This is a genomic window from Opitutales bacterium, assembly GCA_013215165.1.
Lineage (GTDB): Bacteria > Verrucomicrobiota > Verrucomicrobiia > Opitutales > JABSRG01 > JABSRG01.
Genome location: JABSRG010000030.1, coordinates 1 through 22,204, shown reverse-complemented (window position 1 = coordinate 22,204; position 22,204 = coordinate 1). Strand labels below are relative to the sequence as shown.

The 22,204-nt window shown below is 51.2% G+C and carries 21 protein-coding genes; 19 read left to right on the top strand and 2 right to left on the bottom strand.

The window, feature by feature from the left end; translation table 11 throughout:
* The first annotated feature begins 59 nt into the window (after positions 1–59).
* The 9 genes from HRU10_07940 (at position 60) to HRU10_07900 (ending at position 9,246) form a co-directional block, all read left to right on the top strand.
* Complete coding sequence (locus tag HRU10_07940; GenBank protein NRA27162.1) at positions 60–989, top strand: general secretion pathway protein GspK; 930 nt, start codon at positions 60–62, stop codon at positions 987–989.
* Positions 990–1,033: 44 nt separating this feature from the next.
* Positions 1,034–2,245: a hypothetical protein gene (locus HRU10_07935; GenBank protein NRA27161.1), complete on the top strand. Its 1,212-nt coding sequence runs from the start codon at positions 1,034–1,036 to the stop codon at positions 2,243–2,245.
* Positions 2,242–2,787 (top strand): hypothetical protein, encoded by a 546-nt coding sequence (locus HRU10_07930; GenBank protein ID NRA27160.1) that lies wholly within the window; start codon positions 2,242–2,244, stop codon positions 2,785–2,787. Before HRU10_07935 ends, HRU10_07930 begins: the two co-directional genes overlap by 4 nt.
* Positions 2,788–2,806: 19 nt before the next feature.
* Complete coding sequence (locus tag HRU10_07925; GenBank protein NRA27159.1) at positions 2,807–4,918, top strand: hypothetical protein; 2,112 nt, start codon at positions 2,807–2,809, stop codon at positions 4,916–4,918.
* Positions 4,919–4,927: 9 nt separating this feature from the next.
* On the top strand, positions 4,928–5,470 hold the full coding sequence (locus tag HRU10_07920) for a hypothetical protein (protein ID NRA27158.1): 543 nt from the start codon (positions 4,928–4,930) through the stop codon (positions 5,468–5,470).
* 2 nt (positions 5,471–5,472) lie between these two features.
* Positions 5,473–7,191 carry a type II/IV secretion system protein gene (locus HRU10_07915; GenBank protein NRA27157.1) on the top strand — a complete coding sequence of 573 codons (1,719 nt, stop codon included), beginning with the start codon at positions 5,473–5,475 and terminating at the stop codon, positions 7,189–7,191.
* 3 nt (positions 7,192–7,194) lie between these two features.
* On the top strand, positions 7,195–7,503 hold the full coding sequence (locus HRU10_07910; GenBank protein NRA27156.1) for a hypothetical protein: 309 nt from the start codon (positions 7,195–7,197) through the stop codon (positions 7,501–7,503).
* A 133-nt stretch (positions 7,504–7,636) separates the two neighbouring features.
* Positions 7,637–7,813, top strand: coding sequence for a hypothetical protein (locus tag HRU10_07905; protein ID NRA27155.1), 177 nt, complete (start codon positions 7,637–7,639; stop codon positions 7,811–7,813).
* A gap of 128 nt (positions 7,814–7,941) precedes the next feature.
* Entirely contained in the window at positions 7,942–9,246 is a 1,305-nt protein-coding gene (locus HRU10_07900) for a type II secretion system F family protein (protein ID NRA27154.1), read from the top strand.
* A gap of 13 nt (positions 9,247–9,259) precedes the next feature.
* Here HRU10_07900 and HRU10_07895 read toward each other — a convergent pair whose 3' ends face one another.
* Positions 9,260–10,168, bottom strand: coding sequence for an AAA family ATPase (locus HRU10_07895; protein ID NRA27153.1), 909 nt, complete (start codon positions 10,166–10,168; stop codon positions 9,260–9,262).
* A 124-nt stretch (positions 10,169–10,292) separates the two neighbouring features.
* Here HRU10_07895 and HRU10_07890 point away from each other — a divergent pair, with 124 nt between their 5' ends.
* The 3 genes from HRU10_07890 to HRU10_07880 all read left to right on the top strand — a co-directional run bounded on the left by HRU10_07890 (position 10,293) and on the right by HRU10_07880 (position 12,764).
* A complete protein-coding gene (locus HRU10_07890; protein NRA27152.1) occupies positions 10,293–10,985 on the top strand; it encodes an SOS response-associated peptidase in 693 nt (230 codons plus the stop codon).
* 73 nt (positions 10,986–11,058) lie between these two features.
* Positions 11,059–12,045: an aldo/keto reductase gene (locus HRU10_07885; GenBank protein NRA27151.1), complete on the top strand. Its 987-nt coding sequence runs from the start codon at positions 11,059–11,061 to the stop codon at positions 12,043–12,045.
* Positions 12,046–12,158: 113 nt separating this feature from the next.
* Complete coding sequence (locus HRU10_07880) at positions 12,159–12,764, top strand: alpha/beta hydrolase (GenBank protein ID NRA27150.1); 606 nt, start codon at positions 12,159–12,161, stop codon at positions 12,762–12,764.
* Here the strand turns inward: HRU10_07880 and HRU10_07875 are convergent, their stop codons facing one another.
* Positions 12,765–13,646 carry an SMP-30/gluconolactonase/LRE family protein gene (locus tag HRU10_07875; GenBank protein NRA27149.1) on the bottom strand — a complete coding sequence of 294 codons (882 nt, stop codon included), beginning with the start codon at positions 13,644–13,646 and terminating at the stop codon, positions 12,765–12,767.
* 329 nt (positions 13,647–13,975) lie between these two features.
* Between HRU10_07875 and HRU10_07870 the strand changes: the two genes are divergently transcribed.
* From HRU10_07870 to HRU10_07840, 7 genes are all read left to right on the top strand, one after another.
* On the top strand, positions 13,976–14,923 hold the full coding sequence (locus HRU10_07870; protein NRA27148.1) for a phytoene/squalene synthase family protein: 948 nt from the start codon (positions 13,976–13,978) through the stop codon (positions 14,921–14,923).
* Between the two features lie 66 nt (positions 14,924–14,989).
* Positions 14,990–16,072, top strand: a complete 1,083-nt coding sequence (locus HRU10_07865; protein NRA27147.1) for an NTP transferase domain-containing protein — start codon at positions 14,990–14,992, stop codon at positions 16,070–16,072.
* A 124-nt stretch (positions 16,073–16,196) separates the two neighbouring features.
* The gene (locus tag HRU10_07860; protein NRA27146.1) at positions 16,197–16,754 is read left to right on the top strand and encodes a phosphonate C-P lyase system protein PhnH; all 558 of its coding nucleotides are present in this window, start codon (positions 16,197–16,199) and stop codon (positions 16,752–16,754) included.
* A 10-nt stretch (positions 16,755–16,764) separates the two neighbouring features.
* Positions 16,765–17,520, top strand: a complete 756-nt coding sequence (locus HRU10_07855) for a hypothetical protein (protein NRA27145.1) — start codon at positions 16,765–16,767, stop codon at positions 17,518–17,520.
* Positions 17,521–17,588: 68 nt separating this feature from the next.
* Positions 17,589–18,062, top strand: a complete 474-nt coding sequence (locus HRU10_07850) for a peptidylprolyl isomerase (protein NRA27144.1) — start codon at positions 17,589–17,591, stop codon at positions 18,060–18,062.
* A 121-nt stretch (positions 18,063–18,183) separates the two neighbouring features.
* Positions 18,184–19,614, top strand: coding sequence for a UDPGP type 1 family protein (locus tag HRU10_07845; GenBank protein ID NRA27143.1), 1,431 nt, complete (start codon positions 18,184–18,186; stop codon positions 19,612–19,614).
* A gap of 34 nt (positions 19,615–19,648) precedes the next feature.
* Complete coding sequence (locus HRU10_07840) at positions 19,649–21,616, top strand: phospho-sugar mutase (GenBank protein ID NRA27142.1); 1,968 nt, start codon at positions 19,649–19,651, stop codon at positions 21,614–21,616.
* The last annotated feature ends 588 nt before the right edge of the window (positions 21,617–22,204 follow it).

Sequence of the window (22,204 nt, the reverse complement as noted above, 5' to 3'; positions counted from 1 at the left end):
GAACATCTTCAGGATCCATCCTCGTGGCTGTCCTGGGTTTCATACTCGTGGCTTCGATCATGAGCTTTGTCATCATCGAGCGGATCGTCAGCGACATCGCGTATCGCGGCCTCCATGACTACCGTGTGGACCTGAAACGCGAAGGATACTCCGGCCTCCAAGCAGCTTTGGCAGTCTTGGCAGAATACAAGGAGCTCGACGGCACAATAACCGGCCCACAACAGGGCTGGCACAATCTTATCGCAAGAGCCGATTATCAACCCTCAGGAAGTTATCGTGTTCGTGCGCGCGTTACTGATGAAACCGGTAAGATCCCTCTTAACAGCCAAGACCCACAGCTGTTTATCGCACTACTAAAACACATGGAATTGCCACAAACTGAGGCAGAGGAACTGGCGGATAAGCTACTCGACTGGATCGATGCGGACGACCTAGAACGTAATTTTGGAGCGGAAGATGATGAGTATGAGCGTCGCGACCCTGCCTACCGTGCTGCCAACCGACCTATTCGCGATCTATCCGAGTTAGCTCTGATCGATGGCTTCGATGAGACATTCTTTGACGAAAACGGCACTCCAAACGGGCTTTACGACCAATTACTCCAGCACACGACCCTGCATCACTCAGGCAAAATTAATATCCATACAGCCGACAGATTCCTACTCGAAGCGATTGCAGCGATGGATAATACCAACCTATCGGGCCTGTTCGATTATATGTCCGGACCTGATGGCGAGCTCAATACCACCGACGATCTGTCGCTTGCCGATGCACAGCAGAGTCCGGTTCCCGATAGTGAGCTCTTTCGCAACCTAACCACCGACGAAGTCGCAGTCATTCAAATCGAAGTTGCAGTGAGTCGTGGCGATGTCGGGTCTACTCTAAATGCGCTCGTCAACGTCAAAGAAACCGACTCAATCCCTACCCCAGATGGTAATATTTCCCTGCCTTTCAAGGTCTTGGCGGTCCGCGAAAACCAACAATTTTGAGTGACAGCCTAGATACCTAATCCCTTTATCTCTGCTTTTCCTTCATGCCAGAAGATCTCAATCAGATAAATCCCGATGCCGATGATTCGCCATTGATGGAGCAACCAGCCTCGATCGATGCTGGCTTATTTTTCTTAGAATGGATTGCCCTGCCTGACGGCATTTCAGATGAGGAAATCACCGGCCTCATCGAGCTCGAAATTGAGAACACAGCACCCTTCCCCATTGAACAGTTAACCTGGGGATGGATCGCTCATCCATCACGCAAGAGCGTCTTTTGCTACGCTGCTCCTCGCGAATTGTTGAAACGTTCTGGAATCACAGGCTTTGATGAAATCTCACCTCTAGTTCCAGAATTTGCTGCGGTAGCCCTGATCGAAACAGGGAGTTCGTTTGCTGTCGTCCACTGTGGAGACTACAGCGTGGCAATAGCCTATTCAAGCGATGCGACACCCACTCAGGCCGTGGCTATTGAAACGGAATCTGAAGAACTACCCAACACGCTCGCTGAGGCTTTCGACCTTCAAACTCCTCCAGAACCTGGCCAAATTAGTTCCTACCGAGTCGATCTTGACTCTTCGAGTGAAGACCTCGGATGTTCATGGCAGCTCAGAGATGGAATAAGCCCAGATACGACTCGGCAACTCAGCCTTAATCCTAATGCAATGTGGCTGGCTGATCTCCGCGATCATGATCTCAAGGCCGCCCGACAGAAACAACTGCGCACCAGCAGCCTGCTCTGGCGCTCGGTCACCTATGTCGCGGTTTTCCTCTTAGTTTTGTTAGGCCTAGAAGTAGCACAATGGGGTTTGAATAAATTCCTAGGTTTTCGAGATGGAAAGCTCGATGCTCAGACGCCCATCGTCAGTCGTCTAGAGCAGCAGCAGTCTTTCCTCTATAAGCTAGAGGATATCGAAAAGTCACAGATGAGGCCGTTTGCGGTGATGGCCGTCCTCAACGACAATCGGCCCACATCGATTCAATTTCTCCGCGTCGAGGCAACTGATTCCGATACTTTCGAGGTCTCAGCCCGCGGCAAAACGGTCAACGAGGTCAACGCTTATATCCAGCAGTTTGTTGGAAACAACGCATTCAGCTCGATTGCACACGATATCCGTAGCACGCGCCCTGGTGCGGTCGACTTCGAAATTGCTATCACCGTCAATGCTCTACCGCCCATCGAGCCGTTATCTCCCAGCCCACAAGACAGCGAATCCAGCAGCGCGGACGAAGATGTGGAAGGAACGACCTCATGAGTGCATACACACAACGCGTCCGTGCGCTCTTCATCGAACGTTCGCCTCGTGAGCAGATCCTTGCCTTGGCAATCGTTCTCGTCCTGGCTCTCTGGTGGGCGAGCTCAGAGATAGCGACTTGGCAGAGCTTTTGGACAACCTACCGCAGCCAGGGCTACAACCTTGAACGCCAGAATGAGTGGCTCAAAGATCGTGAGCGTATCGATGCTGAACTCGTAGCGGCCCTCGAAACTCTAGATGCTTCGCAGACCTATTCAGACTCCGAGCTAGCAGGCCGAGTAGATGAGTTATCTCGCAGCTTCGACCTGAGCTACTCCATCTCGAACCGTCCCTCAGTGACCAACGAGGACTTTAATACCCATTCGGTCCGTCTGAACATCAACCGTGCTGAGCTGCGACCCCTCATTGAGTTTACTCAAAGCCTTCAACGGGAAGCGCCCTACCTCGTGATCGATTCAGTGCGCATCACCGTAAATCGCAGCCGTCCCACCGAACACAATGCGACATTCACACTCTCTTCTTTTGAACTCAAAGCCTTGTAGCTCCTTACCCTTTTCGCTGATGAATATCTCAACGTATATCAAGCGCGCACTCCTCGCACTCACCCTTGTCGCCCTGTGCCCCGTAGTCTCGCTGGGGCAAATTCGACCCGCTGAAAACCTCAGCCCCGAAGATGAGGTGCCCCAAGTCCTGCTTGCTGGTGATACCACCGACCAAGTGCTCAGCCTGCTGGAAATGCTATCAGGCCGAGTTATTCTCCGCCCGCAAAACCTACCCGAAATGGCCTTTAATTTTGACTCACAAGGTGCCCTCACACGCGCAGAGGCGATTAAGGCTATAGAAAGTATTCTCAGCATGAATGGCCTCGCCGTTGTAGAGATGGACGACAAGTTCCTCCGCGCTGTTCCGGTGAATGCTCCGGTCAATGCCTTGACTCCTGAATTCATTACAGATGGCTCGCTACCTGACGATCTCAACAGCCAAAAACTCTACGCCAAGATCTATTCGATTCAATATGTGGAGATGGCTCGAGCAGTTCAGGTCATTCAGCAGTTTCGCACCCAAGGTCTTCCCGAGCCTGTTATCTTCGAACAGTCCTCTAAGCTCCTTATCACGGACTCCCTCAATAACCTAAAGCTCATCGACGAAGTGTTATTAACCGCTGACACTCCCTCCGCCCGAAAAGAAGAACTGGTATTCGTACAATTAAAAAATACCCAGGCACGCGAGATCGCTCAGCGCCTGCAATCCCTACTCACACAATCCCTCCAGGGTTTTCTTGTCGGACAAACAGTTATTGAGGCCGACGAACGTACCAACCAAATCATCCTGCTCACCCATCCTGCCAACCGCGCCCTTATTGATCCGATGGTCGCCAATCTCGATGTGAATGTTTCCCCCCTTACCTCGACACGGATATTTCAGGCTAACAACGCCCGTGTCAGCGGTGGGGAGGAAGGTGAAGGAGCCGGTTTAATCGCAATTCTAAACGAAATAATCGCCGGACAACGCGAAGCCCGACAGCGGGCTGAAAATCAACGCAACGCGAATAATCGCAACAACAACAGTCGCCAACCTACACCCAACCCACAGCAAGAAGGACCGGCCCAGTCGCCAGTCATCGAGACTTCAAGCGGCTCAAATTCGGACGGAGCACAGAATGTACAGTTCTCAGAATATGTCGGGGTCGTCGCTGACGAGCGGACTAATTCGGTGATAGCCTTTGGAACGGAATCAGACCTAAAGCAGATAGAAATCTTGATGGAGCAACTCGACGTGCTTCTGCCTCAGGTCCTCATTGAAGTGATTATAACAGAGGTTACACTACGTGAGAACGAAACCCGTGGCATTGATACACTCGGTATTGATATAGATAGTGTCGGTGGTGTTTGGAGCCTCAGCAACATCGCTACCACTGGAGGCGGGATCGGGATTTCAGATGGAAATATTAGTGATGTCTCGTTAGGAGGAACATTGAGTGACTTTGATTTAGATCTATTTATCGGATCCGCTGCGGGAAATGGAAATGTGCGCGTTCTCAATGCCCCCCAGATACTTACGACACATGCACGCACAGCTAGTATCAAGGTAGGACAACAGCGCCCTTTTGTCACCACCGCGCAATCAGACACCACCGGCAATTCCATCAATAATTCAGTCGAATTCCGCAACATAGGAATTGAGCTCGAGGTAACTCCACTCATCGGCTCAAACGGTAAAATTCAGCTCGATATAAAACAGACCGTCGACAATCTGGTGACCACTACGAACGTTGGAGACATCGAACAACCCGTGATTGGAAACAGAGTAGCAGAGTCTTACGTTAACGTTCATGACGGTGATGTGGTAATTCTTGGTGGTCTCCAGGAATACAACTTCAGTGATTCTCAAAGCCGAATGGCATTGTTGGGGAAAATCCCAATCCTTGGAGATCTAATATTTACAGAGAATAAAAAGGAAGGTGATCGTCGGGAACTGATCCTATTTATTCGCCCTCGAATCCTTGCGGAGTCGTCGGAAGCTGCGGCATTCACGGAAGAGACGCTAAGTCGCAACCCACGCTTCGAGAAAAACGTGAAACACTTCCTCGAACACGGCCTTAATGCAGATCCTGCCGAGCAGGAGCCAGAAAACGCATCCACCTTTTTCAACCCCCGCGCCCGAGCTCACTAAAGCCCATTCATGTGCCCCTTTTTCAACAGATTGCTCATCCAAAGCCTGCTCCTTACCTGGCTGTCTGTCGGCGTTGGGCTACCGGCTCAGTCTTTAGATTCCTTGATAGAGCGCTCACCCTTCTTTCCGGAGGGATATAATCCAAATCCCTCCAACGAACAGCCTGAGAAAGAGGAAGAAGAACCTCCTGGCCAATGGGAATTTCGCGGCTGGATCACCCTCGGGGATCAAACACGGGTCAGCCTCTTCAATAAGACAAATAATACCTCGCAATGGGCTGATATCGACAATTCAGGAAATGCCTCGTTCGAGATTCTGTCTTTTGACGCTTCATCACGCTCGCTGCAAATTCGAGCTGACGGACGCGTTCAGACGCTCGATCTCAGAGAAAATACGTTTTCCGCTACCCGACCCCCTCCACGCACTCCGCCAGCTCGCCCAAATAGCGCAAATAACCGCCGCCAAGTCGAGGAGAAGGAGGAAGACGACCCAATCGTCCGCAGACCCGTTCGCCGTCGTGTCATTGTTCCCCGCCGCCGCGATAATAATTAGCCATGTCCGCTCCTAATTTCCATAGTGAGACCCTCTCTTGGGTAAAGTCTCTTGACGAGGATGCAAAGGCCCTTTGGGAGGAAATACCCCGCGAGGAGCGCATTCCTTTCCTCGCGCGCCAGCACCAAACATCGGTCACTGAAATCGCCGAAGACATAGCCGCGCGTGGGGCCGTGCCCTACCAAGACACCTTCGATGTAGCAGAAAATCCAGCTGAGATACTTCCTGCCCGCATCATCCACGAATACCAGTGCTTGCCGCTCGCAGAGGATCCCAAATCTGATTCGGGTCTATTAACCCTGGTCACTGTTTGGCCCCCAGACCCACGCATGTCCAAGTGGATACGCGCCACCTGCGGCCGTTCGCCGACTTGGGTCTTGGGAAATCCAGAGGCAGTCGCCAACACTATTACCCAGCGCTTCGGTATCGGTTCTGGCTCTTTAGATGATTCCGACCTAGGCCTCGCTGACGATGAACTCGAAGACGACAGTGAGGACCAAAACGCGGCCATCATTCGCTTCGTCAACGAGGTAATCCAGCGTGCCCTCACCGACCGAGCTACAGACATTCATTTCGAGCCTCAGCGCGACTCACTCATCATCCGCTACCGGATCGATGGACAGCTCGTGCCTGTGCGTGTGCCTGACAACCTGGTGCGTTTCCAATCAGCGATTATCTCTCGCCTCAAGATCATGGCGCGACTCAACATCTCTGAGAAACGCCGCCCGCAAGATGGGCGTATCAGCTTTACTGCCGATCGAACAGAGCTGGACATCCGCATCTCCACCTTTCCCACCATGTATGGCGAAAGTGTCAGCCTACGTCTGCTCAATGTAAAGTCGCAGCCTCTCTCCATCCGCGAACTCGGCCTACAACAAGAGGAGGAAGAACGCGTCACTCAGTCTCTGGATCGTCCCTACGGCATCATCTTGGTCACGGGGCCCACCGGATCGGGAAAATCGACTTCTCTTACCGCTTTCCTGCGTAAGATCAACAGGCCCGAGCGACGTATCATCACCGTCGAAGACCCCATCGAATACGAAGTGCCCGGAGTTAATCAGACTCAAATACACAGCGAAATCGGTCTCACCTTTGCCACATCCCTGCGCGCCATTCTTCGTCAGGACCCCGATGTCATCATGGTCGGCGAAATCCGTGACCGGGAAACTGCGGATATCGGGATCCGGGCGTCACTCACGGGTCACCTTGTCCTGAGCACGCTACACACGAACGATGCATCGGGTGCCATCACACGGTTGATCGACATGGATATCGAGCCCTTCTTGGTCGCTTCGGCTATCGAGATGATCATCGCCCAGCGTCTCGTCCGCCGCCTGTGCCCAGCCTGTGCGACACCCACAGAATTTCCTGCTGGTCATGTCGAAAGCTGTTTAACCGCGCTCAACATCGATATCCAAGAAGCCCAACACGCACACCTCCTCAAGCAAGCCGTCGGCTGTGAGCAATGCCGTGGGCTTGGCTACCGAGGCCGCGTCGGCATCTTTGAAATCCTTCGCATGTCCGGAGAGATTCACGAAAAAGTAGTCGAACGTGCATCCGCCCGTGCCATCCGCACCATCGCCCTGCAACAGGGCATGAAAAACCTCCAATACTCTGGCTGGGAACAGGCTAAACGCGGCCTGACGACACTGGATGAAGTCATGCGTTTTGCAGATATCTTGGAAGAAGATGATCCGCTAATGAACGCGAATGAACGCTAATGCATGGAGACGGGTACTAAACATCTGCTGATAATCACTGGTGCTGTCTTGGCTACAGTGATCGTGTCAACTTGCGCCTTATATGGAGCGTTTCAATTGGGAGCTGCCAACGAAAGATTTAATTCAGACTATAACTACAAACGGCTTGTCTTGGCTATAAGGGACACTCCCCAAGACTCCCTCGCCAGAGAAAAGAGTATCGAGATCATGCTCAATTCACCAAGCAACCGAGCAGCGGCAGACGAAGTGCAAGCTCTACTCGGGGGAGAACGTATTAGCGTGAATTCGCGTCCATTCGCGGATGACAAATAATCCCCATGTATACTTTAAAATCAGCATGCAATTGAATCACCCATGCCAATCTCAAGATTCTCTGAAAACTGATGAATTTTGTTTCTATCCGCTAATACACGCGAATGAACGCTAATTTTTGAGATTAGTATAAATGAAAGACGAAATCATAACAGAGCTGCACGAAATTAAGGATGACATATCCAAAGAATTAGGATCGAGCTACGCCAATCTTGATGCCCTGCTCGCGAAGCTCCCCAATATTCAAAAACAAATCCTTGATATTGATCATCCTACCTCTGTGTCCGAAGCACGCCCCAAAGGCAAATAATTCGAGTTTGCGAATGCCTCCGAAGATAAAATGAACCAAACAGACTATTCGCGTAAATTAGCGTCCATTAGCGGATTTCAAAAAAATTCCTTCCAAATCCTTAGACCCGATTAGCGGATAACAAACCCATGCCAGTATTTGAATACAGTGCCCTCGATAACTCTGGTAAGAAAGTCAGGAGTTCGTTGCAGGCTGCGGACCGCAGAGCGGCTCAGCGGAAGATAGCGGCGCGGCAGTTGCGGCCCATTCAGATACAGGAACAGGGTGCGCATACAGCGCCAGCAAAGAAGAAGCATACCCGACCCGCTCAGTCCGTTTCCGAAGTTCACGAACCCGCTGGTCACACCACCTCTCGATCCTTCAATTTTTCACTGCCGAAACGCAAGAAGCGCGGCTCAACAAAACTGGGACTCGAATTCCTCAAACGGCTACTCGAACTCCACTCATCCGGCATGCCGGTGGGCGACAGTGTGCGGCTGCTCCAGCAGCGTCTTTCCGACCCGACGCTTAAAGAAGTGGCACAGACGCTATGGCGGGAGCTTTCGGAAGGCCGCACCCTCGCGGACGCCATGGCCGAACAGCCCGAGCTTTTCCCCCAGTCCGTAGTCCGCGTCATTGAAGCAGGCGAAGCGACTGGACGCTTAGCACCGATTATCGAAAGCGTGGTGGCCCACCTCGAGGAGCGCGAGGAAATCAAAAACAAGGTCTTGGGTGGGTTAGCCTATCCCGTATTTATCGCATGCGCGGCAGTCGGTGTAGCAATTTTTCTGATCGTATTTCTCTTACCAAAAATGCAGAGCATGCTCGACCAGCTCGGAAGCGATCCGAATATCTTCATGCGCATTCTTTTGGGATCGTCATCGTTTGCGACGACTGTCGGTCCATTCCTCGCAGTTGGAATTGTGATAGGTGCTGTTACCCTTTCCCAATGGCGACGGACTGCCACCGGCAAGCGGCTATCAGATCAGTTTCTTCTGCGCGTCCCCTTTGTTGGTACAATTATTTCCTGCGGCGAGTATTTTCAGCTCTCCAATTTACTCAAAACGCTCATCGAGTCTGGGATTAATATGACCGAAACCATGCGTCTGAGTGAGCGCACGTTAGACAACGCCGCCTTATCGGGTCGTTTTCGTCAGACTCGAATCGATGTAAACGAGGGAGCCAATTTTTCTCAATCGCTACGCCAGAATGGGCTCTTCAACGACTTGTCTGTCGACATCCTCAGCATCGGCGAAAACACGGGTAACCTTGCCCATGGTTTGGGAGAGGTTGCCAAAGGCTATCGGCGCGAACTGGATCGCACCCTTAAGATCATGACCAACCTGATCACCAGTGCAGCAATGGCCTTTGGATTCACCCTTGTCGCCCTCGTCGCTGTCGGAATGGTCACTTCTATCCTACAAGTCAGCAGCTCAATTAGCCTGAGTGGATAGACTTCTTCCGCACTTACACTGCCGCACTTTCCGTGAAACTTATGCGTTCGGTACGGATGAGATCGGTGACTTTTTTGTAGTCACTGAGGATGCCGGTTATCACGTCGGTATCTCGACTTAAAATAGCAGGGATTCCTTGTGAAACCAATCGGCTTGCAAGGATAGTATGGCGTATCTCTAAGTCGAGAATACCGGCATTACGGTGGACCAGGCGCTTCTGCACAAACCGCTCAATCATAATCTCCAGGCGTTGTTTAGGCGCTTCAAAATTAACGCCATTTTTCACAGCATTGAGCACGACTCCTCGTATCTGCGGCGCGATGGCTCCGAGTCGGTCGCGGTCACTCTGAGTCTCGGCAACGAACATGAGCATTTTGTTCACCAGTAAATGAAAGCCAATGATACTCAAGGCATCTGGGTTTGCAGGAGCATAAATATCCTCTGAGCTAAAGACGGCACACTGCGTTGTTTTGAACAAATTAGGCGGACAATCGAAGATGATGTAATCGTAATCGCTATCGATCGTGGCGATCTGGCGATAGAAACGACTATAAATCGGATCATCTTCGGGATCTTCAATTTCGTGCTCGATATCCATGAGACTGAATAAAGCCGAAAGGAGGTCCAGGCCGGGTAAGACTGGATTGCGATCAAGATCCCAAACCACGTCATTTTGTATAGCATGCCGAATCGGAACACCCCCTGGTCGCAAAACGCTGAGAAGCGTCTCATCCCCGCGTTCACCTTGAAGCTCATTCCAGCGGTCTAGCCGAAGTGTCCAGATACTAGAATTTGATTGAGGGTCGCAGTCCACAAGAAGCACGCGGTTGCCAGCATGAGCTAAGATAGAAGCGAAATTTACGACTAAGGACGTTTTGCCAACGCCGCCCTTGAAATTGAGGAAACTGATTTTTCGAGCCATGAGATTTTACCAGACAGTGTGCCTTCGGAATTCGCCACTCTGACCAACTGCCTTGAACCTGAGACCGGTTTTGACAAATTTCTTCAAAGGATAATCACTCCATCTCATGTGCGGCCGTTTTGTCATGACTGAGTCCGGTGCGATCATCGCGGATCATTTCGATCTCGATGAAGCGCCGAAGATCAAAGCGCGCTTCAACATCGCTCCAAGTCAGGCGATCTTGGCGATCCGCAACGGACCCAGCGGACCGCGGGAACCGATCGAAGCCAATTGGTTGACCTGGGGATTGGTGCCCAGCTGGGCAAAGGATCCATCCATAGCCTACAAAACCATCAATGCACGTGCTGAAACGGCTCGTGAAAAACCGACCTTTCGCAACGCCTACCGCTACCGGCGCTGTATCATTCCAGCAACCGGCTATTTCGAGTGGAAAGTAGATCACAATAATCAGAAAATCCCTCACTATATCACGCCTGAGCGTGGAGGGTTCTTTGCCTTCGCAGGCCTCTGGGAGCATTGGGCCGATCCGGGCGGCAGTGAGATCGAGTCTGCCACGATCCTTACCACCACAGCCGAGAATCACGCGCAACTCAGCACCATCCATCACCGCATGCCTGTCATTTTAGACCGTAAAGATTATCGGATCTGGATGGCAGAAGAACCGCCTGGCCCAGAAATATATTCCCGTATCACTCGCACATGCACCGATCTCGATTTCAAAAGCTGGACCGTCTCCCAAGCTGTCAATTCCGCTCGGGTGGATGATCCACTCCTTTTAAAACCCGTCGAATACTACACGCAGGGAGAATTGTTTTAGCACGATCTTATGTCCTTTCCCAAATGTCTTTCAAATTAGCGTTCATTCGCGTGCATTAGCGGATTAACATCTTATGCTCACTCAGACCCTTCCCGATACCGACATCCAACTCCCCCGACTCATGCTCGGCTGCATGCTCATGGGCGGTCGATGGAATACAGACCCCGTCGATTCTAATCACGTGAACCGTGCATGCAGCGCCATTGAGGCTGCAATCAGTCTCGGCATCAACGCCTTCGACCATGCCGACATTTACTGCAAGGGTAAGAGCGAGCAGGTCTTCGCCGCTGCACTTGATGAAATGCGGCTGAACCGCGAGGATCTATTTTTACAGAGCAAGTGCGGTATTCGTTTTCTGGACGACCCCGAACCCGGCTTTCCAGGACGCTATGATTTCTCCTCGAAACATATCCTAGCTTCCGTTGATGGCATCCTCAAGCGACTCCATACGGATTATATCGACCTTTTGCTGCTCCACCGTCCCGATTGCCTCATGGATCCGGAAGAAGTAGCTGAAGCTTTTGACCAGCTCCACAATTTAGGAAAAGTGCGCTACTTCGGAGTCTCGAATCAGTCGCCCACGCAAATGGATCTCCTTCGCAAGTGGCTCGACCAACCCCTCAAGGTAAACCAAATCCAAATCAGCCTAGATTATCCGCTTCAAATCGATTCTGGAATACTTACTACAAAAGGTAAGCCGCTCCCCCAGTTTCGCGCCGAAGGGGCTCTGGACTACTGCCATTTACACAACATCATCCCACAAGCTTGGTCCCCCTTAGCCAAGGGGGTATTAAGCGGTAAACCGCTTAAGGAAAGCGAAGCACACAAACAGGCGACCGCCGATCTGGTTAAACAAATCGCGGAAAAGCATAGTGTATCGCGCGAAGCCGTCTTAATCAATTGGCTCATGCGTCATCCAGCGAAGATTCAGCCGGTCATCGGGACCATGAATACCGAGCGCATCCAAAACGCAGCCGAGGGCGCCCAGGGTCATTGGACCTTAAGCCGAGAAGAATGGTACGAACTATTCATTTCAAGCCGTGGAGCACCCCTCCCCTGAGAAAGATAGGGTGAGAAAAGTCGTGCACTTTCCATACAGCACGTCTTTTATTCTAATTTATCGACAATAATAATGTCATATTACTGCATGGACTCGCGAGAACTTCCCGATCCATGCAAAAGATTGAGAAACGACTCCGCGAAGAAAGTTTTTCAGTCCTGAACATCGATTATCCATCGAGACATCATCCGATCGAAGAACTGAGCAAATTCGTCCGTAAAAAAGTTCTTTCCCGATTCGATGGATCAGATCCGATCCATGCTGTCACCCACTCAATGGGTGGCAGCATTTTGAGATATATTCAGAAAAACGACCCGATCCCGAACCTTTGCAGAGTGGTCATGCTGGCCCCGCCGAACCAAGGGAGTGAGGTGGTCGACGTGCTTGGTAAATTCCGTCTCTTTCATTGGATAAATGGACCCGCGGGCCGTCAGCTAGGCACCGCGGATGACGGCTTTGTAAAAGCTCTCGGAACCGTGGACTTTGATTTAGGAGTGCTCACTGGAGATCGGACTATCAACCTATTGCTTTCTCTCTTAATCCCGGGACCCAATGATGGGAAAGTTTCCACTAGAGGCGCACAAGTAGAAGGCATGCGAGATTTTCGTATTATCCCTTCACCTCACCCCTTTATCATGAAGAACAAATATGCCATAGCAGAAACAGTGAGATTCCTGAATACTGGCCGGTTCTCATCTAAGGATGCCGACAAAAATTAATTATCCGCCAAAACGGTTAGCCAGCATACCTCGGCCGGCACCGCGCACTCGGAACAGACCACCGGCTTGGGGTTGTTCTGCCAGTTCGCTATCGCTCAAACCAACGCGGGCTGAGGTGATGTATAAGTCCTTGAGTCCTGGACCCCCGAACGTGCACGCGGTGATCTGTTTGGCCGGCAGCTGGATCTCGGTGAGTTTCTCGCCATTTTCAGGATTCCAACGCACAACGCACCCGCCGCCAAATTGAGCCACCCACAACATGCCCTCAGCGTCGACGACCAGACCATCCGGGACTCCGCCTTTTTTAGGATACGAAATGACTCTCGTTGGCTTACTGATTTCACCAGTCTTACCATCAAATTCAAATCGGGACACGGTACGCTCCGGGGAATCCACGTAATACATCCAACGCCCATCTGGGCTCCATCCGATGCCATTCGAAATGGTCACCGCATCGATTTTACGTTCCACACTTTCGTCGAGACCGAGACAATAGAGGCTACCTTTCGGCTCAGAATACGGCCCTTCTATCGCCATGGTTCCGGCCCATAGGCGCCCTTGTGGATCGCATTTGCCGTCGTTAAAGCGATTGTCGGGTTTGTCCGACTCTGGGTCGGAAATCAGAGTGCGCGTTCCCGTCTCAGGATCGAGGTAATGAAAGCCATCATGATACGCTCCTAGCAGCCCGCCGGACTCGCGAACGACGACCGTGCCAAAGAGCGGTTCTGTATCTATAGCACGTGCAGCGTCTGTTATAGGATCATATGCATGCAGCTTCCCGGTTATAATATCAACCCACCAAAGCAAGTTGCGACGCTCATCCCAAATAGGGCCTTCACCCAGTATTGCCTGGGCATCCACGATGAGTTCTACGGAGTGCATGCTGAGGGTATAATTGGCCTCACGCCAAGAGGCAAACGAACAAGTTCGAGTACAAACTGGACCACATCAAGGGTCTTATTGTGATAACAGACCGCAGACACTTACTCAGATCGGACTGTTTTTTCACGACACAGCATCAGCCAAATCCCAGACTCTGAACGAAGGTGGGGTACTTTGGAATCTTTGATGCAAGAGCTTTCCGCAACTGGATTCGACAGAGAAAATTATATAGATACGCTCTCTAATGGTGTGAAGTTTGATCTAGACAGCCCAGAACCCTAGAAACACACGCCCTTGCTATTCTCCTTTTTGCTGCTTTGCCTCTTTGTGTGAGACCTTATTCTTTCACACCCGAAGTCGCAGCCAAGATCCCGGAGTCTTGGAACTTACCCATGGCGAATCGGCAATGGTTTAAAAATAAGTCCTTAGCTCAATCGATTGAACATTGTCGCCAAGTTACGCGCCATCATGCGAAGAGCTTCTTTTTTGCTTCGTTCCCACTACCCAAATTCAAGCGCCTAGCTGCCTTCACCGTCTATGCTTATTGTCGGTATGTGGATGATATTATTGATGAGGCTCCAGAATCCGATTTAGCGCCTACACAGGAGTTTCTCAACAAAGAGTTGGATAAAATACTTGAAGGTGATGATGCACTGCCCCTGGCACCTGCCTTTCGCATTGTAAATCAAGAATTCGGCATTCCAAAAACCTTCTGGCAAGACCTGATCCACGGCTGTTGCTTGGATCGTCAACCCCAGCGACTCCAGACCTATCCCGAACTGGAGATGTATTGCTACTATGTGGCGAGCGTAGTCGGACTGATCATGTGCTGTGTCTTCGAGGTCCGCGATCAAGATGCCCTTCCCCATGCGGTCGAGATGGGCATAGCCTTGCAGCTCACCAACATCCTCCGAGATGTGAACGAGGATTGGGGCCGAGGACGGTGCTACCTTCCGGTGGATCTTTTGGATTCCTATGGTCTGGACTACACAGATCTGGAAACCGGCACACATACCCAGCGCTGGAAACAAATCATGGAGCATGAAATCGGACGAGCCCGTCACTTCTATGAATTAGGCAGAGAAGGCCTCAGCGCGATTCCGTACGATGGCTCACAGCAATGCGCGAAAATCATGGCACGCGTCTACGCAGGCATCTTGGACGCCATTGAGGAACAAGACCTCAACCCATTCGCGGAACGTGCTTATGTTCCAACTTGGAAAAAATGCCTCTTGGTCGTCGAAGCTATTCGCGGGCGAGTCACCAAGGCGAGTTAAGCAACAAATTTACGATTGTGCGAATTCCCGTTGGCCAGATTCGATCGAAATGCTAATTTAGACTCTATGCCGAATAAATACGTCGTAATCATGGCCGGTGGAAAAGGTGAACGCTTTTGGCCTCAAAGCCGCCTCAAGCGTCCTAAGCAATTGCTCCCGATCGTCGGGGACAAGGCGATGATCACCCAAACGGTTGAAAGGCTTCCTGCTGACATTCCCGTGGAAAATGTCTTTGTCATTACCAACACGGAACAGCGCGACGCGGTTTTAGAGGTATGTCCTCAGTTGCGACCCGAGCGTGTCATTGGTGAACCTGAGGGACGAGATACAGCCGCAGCAGTTGGACTCGCAACCTTGCTGGTAAAGCGAGAGGACCCTCAGGCTGCATTTGCCATGCTCCCAGCCGACGCTGCAATTGCCGACGCAAGTGGATTCCAAGCGGTCCTGGATGCCGCGCTGACGGAAGCAATGCGACGTTCGGTAATCGTAACCATAGGTATTAAACCGACTCATCCTGCCACTGGCTATGGCTATATTCACCGTGGGGGGGTTACGGGGCAGTCTATGGATCGCGACGTCTTCGAAGTCCAACGCTTCGTCGAAAAACCAGAACCCGAGACGGCAGAAAAATACCTAGCATCAGGCGAATATTTTTGGAATGCCGGGATGTTTATCTGGTCAGTTGCGACCATTGATACGGCACTCAAGACCTTTACTCCTGATCTTTACGGAGCGCTACAAGCCATCGATACTGATCTAAGCCGCGGCGTCGCTCTCAACAAATCTCTGGAGCAACACTACCCGAGTTTGAAAAAAATCTCTGTCGACTACGCCATCATCGAAAATGCTGAGAACGTCGCCTGCCTTGAATCAGCTTTTGATTGGGATGACGTCGGCGAATGGACCGCGCTAGAGCGCCATTTTCCAGCTGACAAACAAGGAAACACTATACGTGGCAATGCCTACTGTAGCGACGCATCGAATAATATTATCTACGCCGGCAAAGACCACACCGTTGCCCTACTGGGTGTCGATGACCTCATTGTCGTTCAGACTCCGGACGCCACCCTTATTTGCAAAAAGGATTGCACGCAGGACATCAAAAAGCTGGTGAAGCGAATTGGCGAAAATAGACCGGAGCTGATGTAACAATATAGTTGCAGGTTGCACATATATCTTTAACACCGTCAAACCGTCCTTTAAATAAATCACCGGGCATACACTTTCGGTCTGCCCGTCCTCACCTCCACAACCTCAACGAGTAGCCATCAAGATGTCTTCGCCTACTGACTCCCTGCCCCCGGCATGGGACACATTTTGTCAAAACGAAACGCATTCTTGTATTCAAAACGCTCTGGCCTTTCCAGGCACGGTTCAACAGCTGCCACACTGCACTCTGTCCTTTCTACCAGCACTGGCTACCATGATCAGCGAAGGGGGAAGCTACGCAGACCCACAAGCGATCTTGGAGGATTCCGTGACTGCTATTCTTCAAGGCCGAGAGACAGATATTCAGGAGGAAAAAAATATTCTCTTCGACGGGACTCAACCCGCGACTGATGCCCAAATTCACGATTTAGACGGAGCAGACGGACCTTCAACCGTGTTCATCTTAGTCACGAATGCATCTACTGATGAAACACTTGCGACGATTTCTGGAGAAGGAATCAACCATCGCGAACCTTTAAAAGTTAAAGGACTCCATATCGATTGGATAAGCGCTTTCATGCATTGGAACCGAGAAATCGCCAAAGCAGTCGACATGCTCCTTATCGATCGCGAAGGTTGCATCATCGGACTCCCAAGAACAACGTGCATCCGCCCTGTGTAGGCCTTACTCGGTGAAATTTTTCATCGCCGTGGCCCTGGCTGTCTTGGCCTTCAATATTCAAGCTAGCGCTCAAGACAACCCACCCTTAGAGGGCCAAGACCTAGGAGTCTACGTCCTTACCCGTTATTATCGCGCACAGGGTGGTGACGCACTCATGAAGGGTATCATGAGTAGCCGGCTCATTGGGGAAATCAGCTTTGCCGACGGATCAGGGAGTTTCCCATTTCGATTTTTCAAGAGACGCCCAGACCTGATGCGCTTTGAATTTGGTCTGAGTGTCGAAGAAACCTGGGTAACGGCAGTTACTGAAGAGGTCGTCTGGAAGGGCGTGCGCCACGGTGGAGACTGGCTGAATACGGAAATCATCAGCGATCCAACCCAACGCCTGCATCTCTCTCTGGAAGCAGAATTCGACAATCCGCTGTGGACCCTACGAGAACAAAGGCGCACAGCGGCAATATCTGTCGATCCGGCCAATCCTCGAATTTACCTGGCCACGGTTACTCCGCGAGATACGCACGCCGAGGATATTCGTATCGAAATGAAAATCGATGCTCGAGACTTCCTTGAAAGAGAGCGAAAGCTCACACTTCCCGATGGTTCCGTAATTGTTGTGAAGTATGGAGATTACCAACAGATCGATGGCCTTCCGGTCCCTTTCAAGACCGAGACCCTAGTGGATGGAAAGCCTGTATCGACAGTGGAACTCACAGAAGCCGCTTTGAATATTGGCACGCTGAAGGTGTTTTTCGACCTGCCAAAGTGAGTCTGAAACGCGCCTGAATAGGGTAAAGCCTTGTCGCCTTGAAACTTTCCGCTCAACTTCCGGACCTTATGGCTAAAACCCAAATCAAAATCGAAACGAATCACGGGACTTTTACGGTAGCTCTATTTGAAGATATCGCTCCGAAAACCTGCGAAAACTTCACAACGCATGCCAAAAACGGCTATTACGATGGGCTCATATTCCACCGGATCATCAAAGAGTTCATGCTCCAAGGTGGCGATCCAACGGGCACAGGCATGGGTGGTGAGTCCATCTGGGGCAAACCCTTTGAGGATGAGGTCGACCCCAATGTGAAATTCGATCGTAAATATCTCCTCGCGATGGCGAACGCCGGCCCAAACACCAACGGCAGCCAGTTCTTTGTCACCACAATTGAGTGCCCATGGCTTAATATGCGTCACACAATCTTCGGTGAAGTCACCGAAGGATCCGATGTTATCGATGCCATCGAAGCTGTAGATACCGATCCTCGCGACAAGCCGCGCAAACCTGTGAAAATCGAAAAAGCGACCGTTCTTTAGAAACCTTTCTTTACGGGCGGTTCATGCAGCCGCCTAGAACGGAAAACATGCGACAGCAGCTAACCTATGCTTGCCGTCGCATGGACAAATTTCGAGGGTGTGTGGAAACCCACAGCAAATAATGACAGCTGACATTACCCGCACCCTCATTCAGTCTTTTGAACAAGCCGGACAAGGCCAGGTGTTCCACCATTGGGATTCTCTCTCTCAAGCGGAGAAAACAAATTTGGTCGAGCAAGCAAGCAGTATCGACCTAGCCGAGCTTACCTATCTCGTCGAAACTCTCGTCAAAGTCGAAGTCGACGAAGAACACGATTTTTCAAGTCTCGAACCGGCACCATACAAGGCCCTCCCGAGCATGGGAAATCAGGATCCCGAGTGGGAACAGGCCCTTAAGGCGGGCGAAGAGGCGCTCAGAGCTGGCCGTGTCGCAGCATTCGTTGTCGCAGGAGGCCAAGGAACACGCCTCGGTTTCAATGGCCCCAAAGGCACCTTCCCTGTCACTCCGATCAAAGGTAAAACCCTCTTCGCAGTCTTCGCAGAGAAGATCATTGCCGCCCAACGGACTTACGGGTGCACGATCCCTTGGTTTATCATGACCAGTAAGATCAACCATGATGCCACCGTATCGGCATTCCAGGAAAACCACTTCTTCGGTCTCGACAGCGACCAAGTCATGTTCTTCAGCCAGGGCCTGATGCCTGCTGTGGACTTCCAAGGAAAGATTATCCTTTCTAGCCCCTCAGAAATCGCCATGAGCCCAGATGGACATGGCGGCAGCTTACGCGCACTTTTCCGCAGCGGTGCCACTGAAAAGATGAAAGAGCTGGGCATCGACATCATCAGCTACTTTCAGGTCGACAACCCCCTCGTCCGTTGCATCGATCCTACCTTCATCGGCTTCCACGCGCTCGCCGGTTCGGACATGTCGAGCAAGATGGTCAAGAAGGCCTACCCACTCGAGAAAGTCGGCCACTTCTGTGTCCAGAATGAAAAACACTGCGTCATCGAGTATAGCGACATGCCCGATGACTTATGCGAGCAAGCCGACTCCGATGGGGCTCTTCGTTTTATCGCAGGTAGCATTGCTATTCATATCTTGGACCGTGACTTCGTCGAAAAACTGGGCTCTGGAGCAAGCGATGCTAAGCTTCCCTTTCACCGAGCAAACAAGAAGATCCCTTATGTTGCGGCAGACGAAACCATCGAAAAGCCCAGTGAACCCAACGGGGTAAAATTCGAGATGTTTGTCTTCGACGCACTTCCGTTCGCAGCAAATCCAGTCATTATCGAAACCGCACGGGAAGATGATTTTTCTCCGGTAAAAAACGCTGAAGGCGTGGATTCTCCAGAGACTTCCAAACAAGACCAGATGCGGCAATTCGCCCGGTGGATGAAGGCTGCCGATTTACCAATTCTCACCGACGAGACTGGCCTTCCTGAAATCAAGATTGAAATCAGCCCTCTTTTTGGCACCGATGCAGGCAGCTTTCGGCGCTCTTGGAAAGGCCTCGAAGTCCGTCCCGACATGAAGCGCGACATCGCACTCTGATCCATCAGGCATCCACTCTCAACTCCTCTTCAGTATGTCTATAAACGACACCATAAAAGCAGCGACAGAACGCGGCGACATCCTACCTTCAACCGCAGAGCAACTCTCTGCCTGGACAGACTGTGCCATACTTCCAGAATGGGCGCAGTCTAGCCTCAAAGAGCTGGTTGAAAAAGAGCAATGGACCGAGTTGAACGACCGCTTCTACCAACAAATCGTCTTTGGCACCGGAGGCATGCGCGGCCGCACTATCGGCCGCACCATCACGCGTGTTGAGCAGGGAACCCTCGGCCCACAGGGCACTCCGGAACATCCGGGGATCGGCTCCAACATGTTGAACGACTTCAATATAATTAAAGCGACTATAGGCCTATACAAATACACCACACGATACCTAGGAGAAAAGCCACATGCCTACGGTAAGCCTAAGCTAGTCATCGCTCACGATGTGCGTCATTTCTCCCGCTACTTTAGCGAACTTGCAGCGTCGACATTCGTTAAACTCGGGGGTGAAGCCTTCATTTTTACCGGCCCGCGCTCCACACCCCAGCTAAGCTTCTCAGTAAGATATTTAAGCGCAACCTGCGGTGTGGTGATAACAGCCAGCCACAACCCCCCTCACGACAACGGATTCAAAGCCTATTTCGAAGATGGAGCGCAAGTCGTTTCACCCCATGCAGAGTCTATCGTCGCTGAGGTAAAAAAGCTCTCACTCGATGAGTTGATTCCCTTCCTTGACGTCGATGTCAGCGCTGTAACTACGCTAGATGAGGATGCGGACCAAGCCTACCTAGAAGCCCTCGAGGAAAATATCCTAGATGAAGACACTTTAAAATCTGTCTCACCCAAAGTCGTCTTCACACCGATCCACGGAACAGGCGGCATCATGTCCGTCCCTGCTCTCAAGAACCTCGATGTTGAAGTTATAAACGTTCCCGAACAGGACGAGCTCCACTCCGCCTTTCCGACTGTCAAATCACCGAACCCAGAAAACAGCGAAGCGCTCACTTTGGCATTGGCAAAGGCCGAAGAGACCCAGGCGGAAATCGTTCTCGCCACAGATCCAGATGCAGATCGTATGGGGGCGGCCGTGCGTAATGCAAATGGTGAACTTCAGCTCCTAACGGGGAACATGATCGGCTCACTGATTGCCGAATACCGGATCCTCACCCTTAAAGAGGGTGGCGTTCTACCAGAAGGCGATTGCAAGAACTGCGCCCTCATCAAAACCTTCGTCACCACCCCACTTCAGGAAGCGATAGCGAAGAAACACGGGCTGAAGATTATCAATACCCTTACCGGCTTTAAGTTCATCGGTGAAAAACTCCGTGACTATGAAGAAGTATTAAAGGAGCGCTTGTTGGAGGAAGAAGGTATCGCCCTAGACTATGATGCTACCGAACTCGGCACGCGCATCGAACTGCTCCAGGAATACTCTACCTACTACGTCTTTGGCGGTGAGGAAAGCTATGGCTACCTCGGCAGTGATCGTGTCCGCGACAAAGACGCTAATGCTGCCGTCCTCATGTTTGTTGAAATGGCCGCTTGGTGTGCAAAGCAGGGCATGAAAGTGACCGACTTCCTCGACAGCTTGTATGCAACCTATGGTTATTATAGTGAAAAGCTCATTAACATTGTCTACGAAGGTGCATCCGGCGCACAGAAAATCCGCAACATCTTAGAATCCTACCGCAGCACGACTCCAAAGAAAATAGGTGATTTTGGAGTGACAAACATCAAGGACTTTGGACGCGACGACTTTACCGATGCTGACGGCAAATCCATACCCAAGCAGGATTTTTACGTCGTCGAACTCGATAATGGATACAGCTATGCGGTTCGCGGTAGTGGCACTGAGCCGAAGATCAAGTTCTACGTCTTTGCCCGTGAAGATGTTTCAGACGTCGAATCACTACCAGCCGTCAAAGAACAAACCAGAGCAACGCTCCAAACCCTCAGTGCTGCCATAGAAGCCGATGCAAGAGCACGAGCTGGAGCGTGATTCCTGCTCATTCCCGCGCAGCTATCTAGGACAACGACCCGTTAGATCAGTCGTCCAATAATGCAGCGAGATCTTCAACAAGCATTCTAGGGGAGACTATTTTTGTTCCCCTCGACTTCGACACCAAACAGATGACCAAAGTCACGTTTATCTCCTGTCAATAAATGACTACATTCCTGGTCGATCGCAGTTGCAAGAATTGGACGATCTTTGGCAGCGACCTCGAGCGGTATGTCGCGATCTATACCCACAACAACCGTGACGCCTCTTATAACGCTCTGAAATTCCGAAAGACATTTCGGCCTTTTCAACAATATGTTTCGCCGGGCTTCTTCCTCGGCATAGCTAGAAGAAATAGTAGACCCCCGCTCGTTAAGCACTTCAACCAAGCGCCTCAATCCACTTCCAGCATTCGATGCTGAGAATGGGATGTTTGCGTCCAAAAAAACTCACCGCTTGGCTCGCTCAGGTCTAGCCCGGATTTTGCATAAAAAAGTATCGCGAGTTGCGGTTAAACCACTGAAGGTCAGTGGATAACAAAACAAAAACAACCACAACCCGCGATGACAAAAGGTAAACAGCTCGAAC

Excerpts from the sequence above, each read along its gene's own strand:
- HRU10_07930 (NRA27160.1), top strand. The coding sequence starts at position 2,242 with ATGAGTGCATACACACAACGCGTCCGTGCGCTCTTCATCGAACGTTCG.
- HRU10_07850 (NRA27144.1), top strand. The coding sequence starts at position 17,589 with ATGGCTAAAACCCAAATCAAAATCGAAACGAATCACGGGACTTTTACG.
- HRU10_07885 (NRA27151.1), top strand. The coding sequence starts at position 11,059 with ATGCTCACTCAGACCCTTCCCGATACCGACATCCAACTCCCCCGACTC.
- HRU10_07940 (NRA27162.1), top strand. The coding sequence starts at position 60 with ATGAGCTTTGTCATCATCGAGCGGATCGTCAGCGACATCGCGTATCGC.
- HRU10_07925 (NRA27159.1), top strand. The coding sequence starts at position 2,807 with ATGAATATCTCAACGTATATCAAGCGCGCACTCCTCGCACTCACCCTT.
- HRU10_07935 (NRA27161.1), top strand. The coding sequence starts at position 1,034 with ATGCCAGAAGATCTCAATCAGATAAATCCCGATGCCGATGATTCGCCA.
- HRU10_07910 (NRA27156.1), top strand. The coding sequence starts at position 7,195 with ATGGAGACGGGTACTAAACATCTGCTGATAATCACTGGTGCTGTCTTG.
- HRU10_07880 (NRA27150.1), top strand. The coding sequence starts at position 12,159 with ATGCAAAAGATTGAGAAACGACTCCGCGAAGAAAGTTTTTCAGTCCTG.
- HRU10_07900 (NRA27154.1), top strand. The coding sequence starts at position 7,942 with ATGCCAGTATTTGAATACAGTGCCCTCGATAACTCTGGTAAGAAAGTC.
- HRU10_07865 (NRA27147.1), top strand. The coding sequence starts at position 14,990 with ATGCCGAATAAATACGTCGTAATCATGGCCGGTGGAAAAGGTGAACGC.
- HRU10_07875 (NRA27149.1), bottom strand. The coding sequence starts at position 13,646 with ATGCACTCCGTAGAACTCATCGTGGATGCCCAGGCAATACTGGGTGAA.
- HRU10_07920 (NRA27158.1), top strand. The coding sequence starts at position 4,928 with ATGTGCCCCTTTTTCAACAGATTGCTCATCCAAAGCCTGCTCCTTACC.
- HRU10_07895 (NRA27153.1), bottom strand. The coding sequence starts at position 10,168 with ATGGCTCGAAAAATCAGTTTCCTCAATTTCAAGGGCGGCGTTGGCAAA.
- HRU10_07860 (NRA27146.1), top strand. The coding sequence starts at position 16,197 with ATGTCTTCGCCTACTGACTCCCTGCCCCCGGCATGGGACACATTTTGT.
- HRU10_07890 (NRA27152.1), top strand. The coding sequence starts at position 10,293 with ATGACTGAGTCCGGTGCGATCATCGCGGATCATTTCGATCTCGATGAA.
- HRU10_07915 (NRA27157.1), top strand. The coding sequence starts at position 5,473 with ATGTCCGCTCCTAATTTCCATAGTGAGACCCTCTCTTGGGTAAAGTCT.
- HRU10_07840 (NRA27142.1), top strand. The coding sequence starts at position 19,649 with ATGTCTATAAACGACACCATAAAAGCAGCGACAGAACGCGGCGACATC.
- HRU10_07845 (NRA27143.1), top strand. The coding sequence starts at position 18,184 with ATGACAGCTGACATTACCCGCACCCTCATTCAGTCTTTTGAACAAGCC.
- HRU10_07905 (NRA27155.1), top strand. The coding sequence starts at position 7,637 with ATGAAAGACGAAATCATAACAGAGCTGCACGAAATTAAGGATGACATA.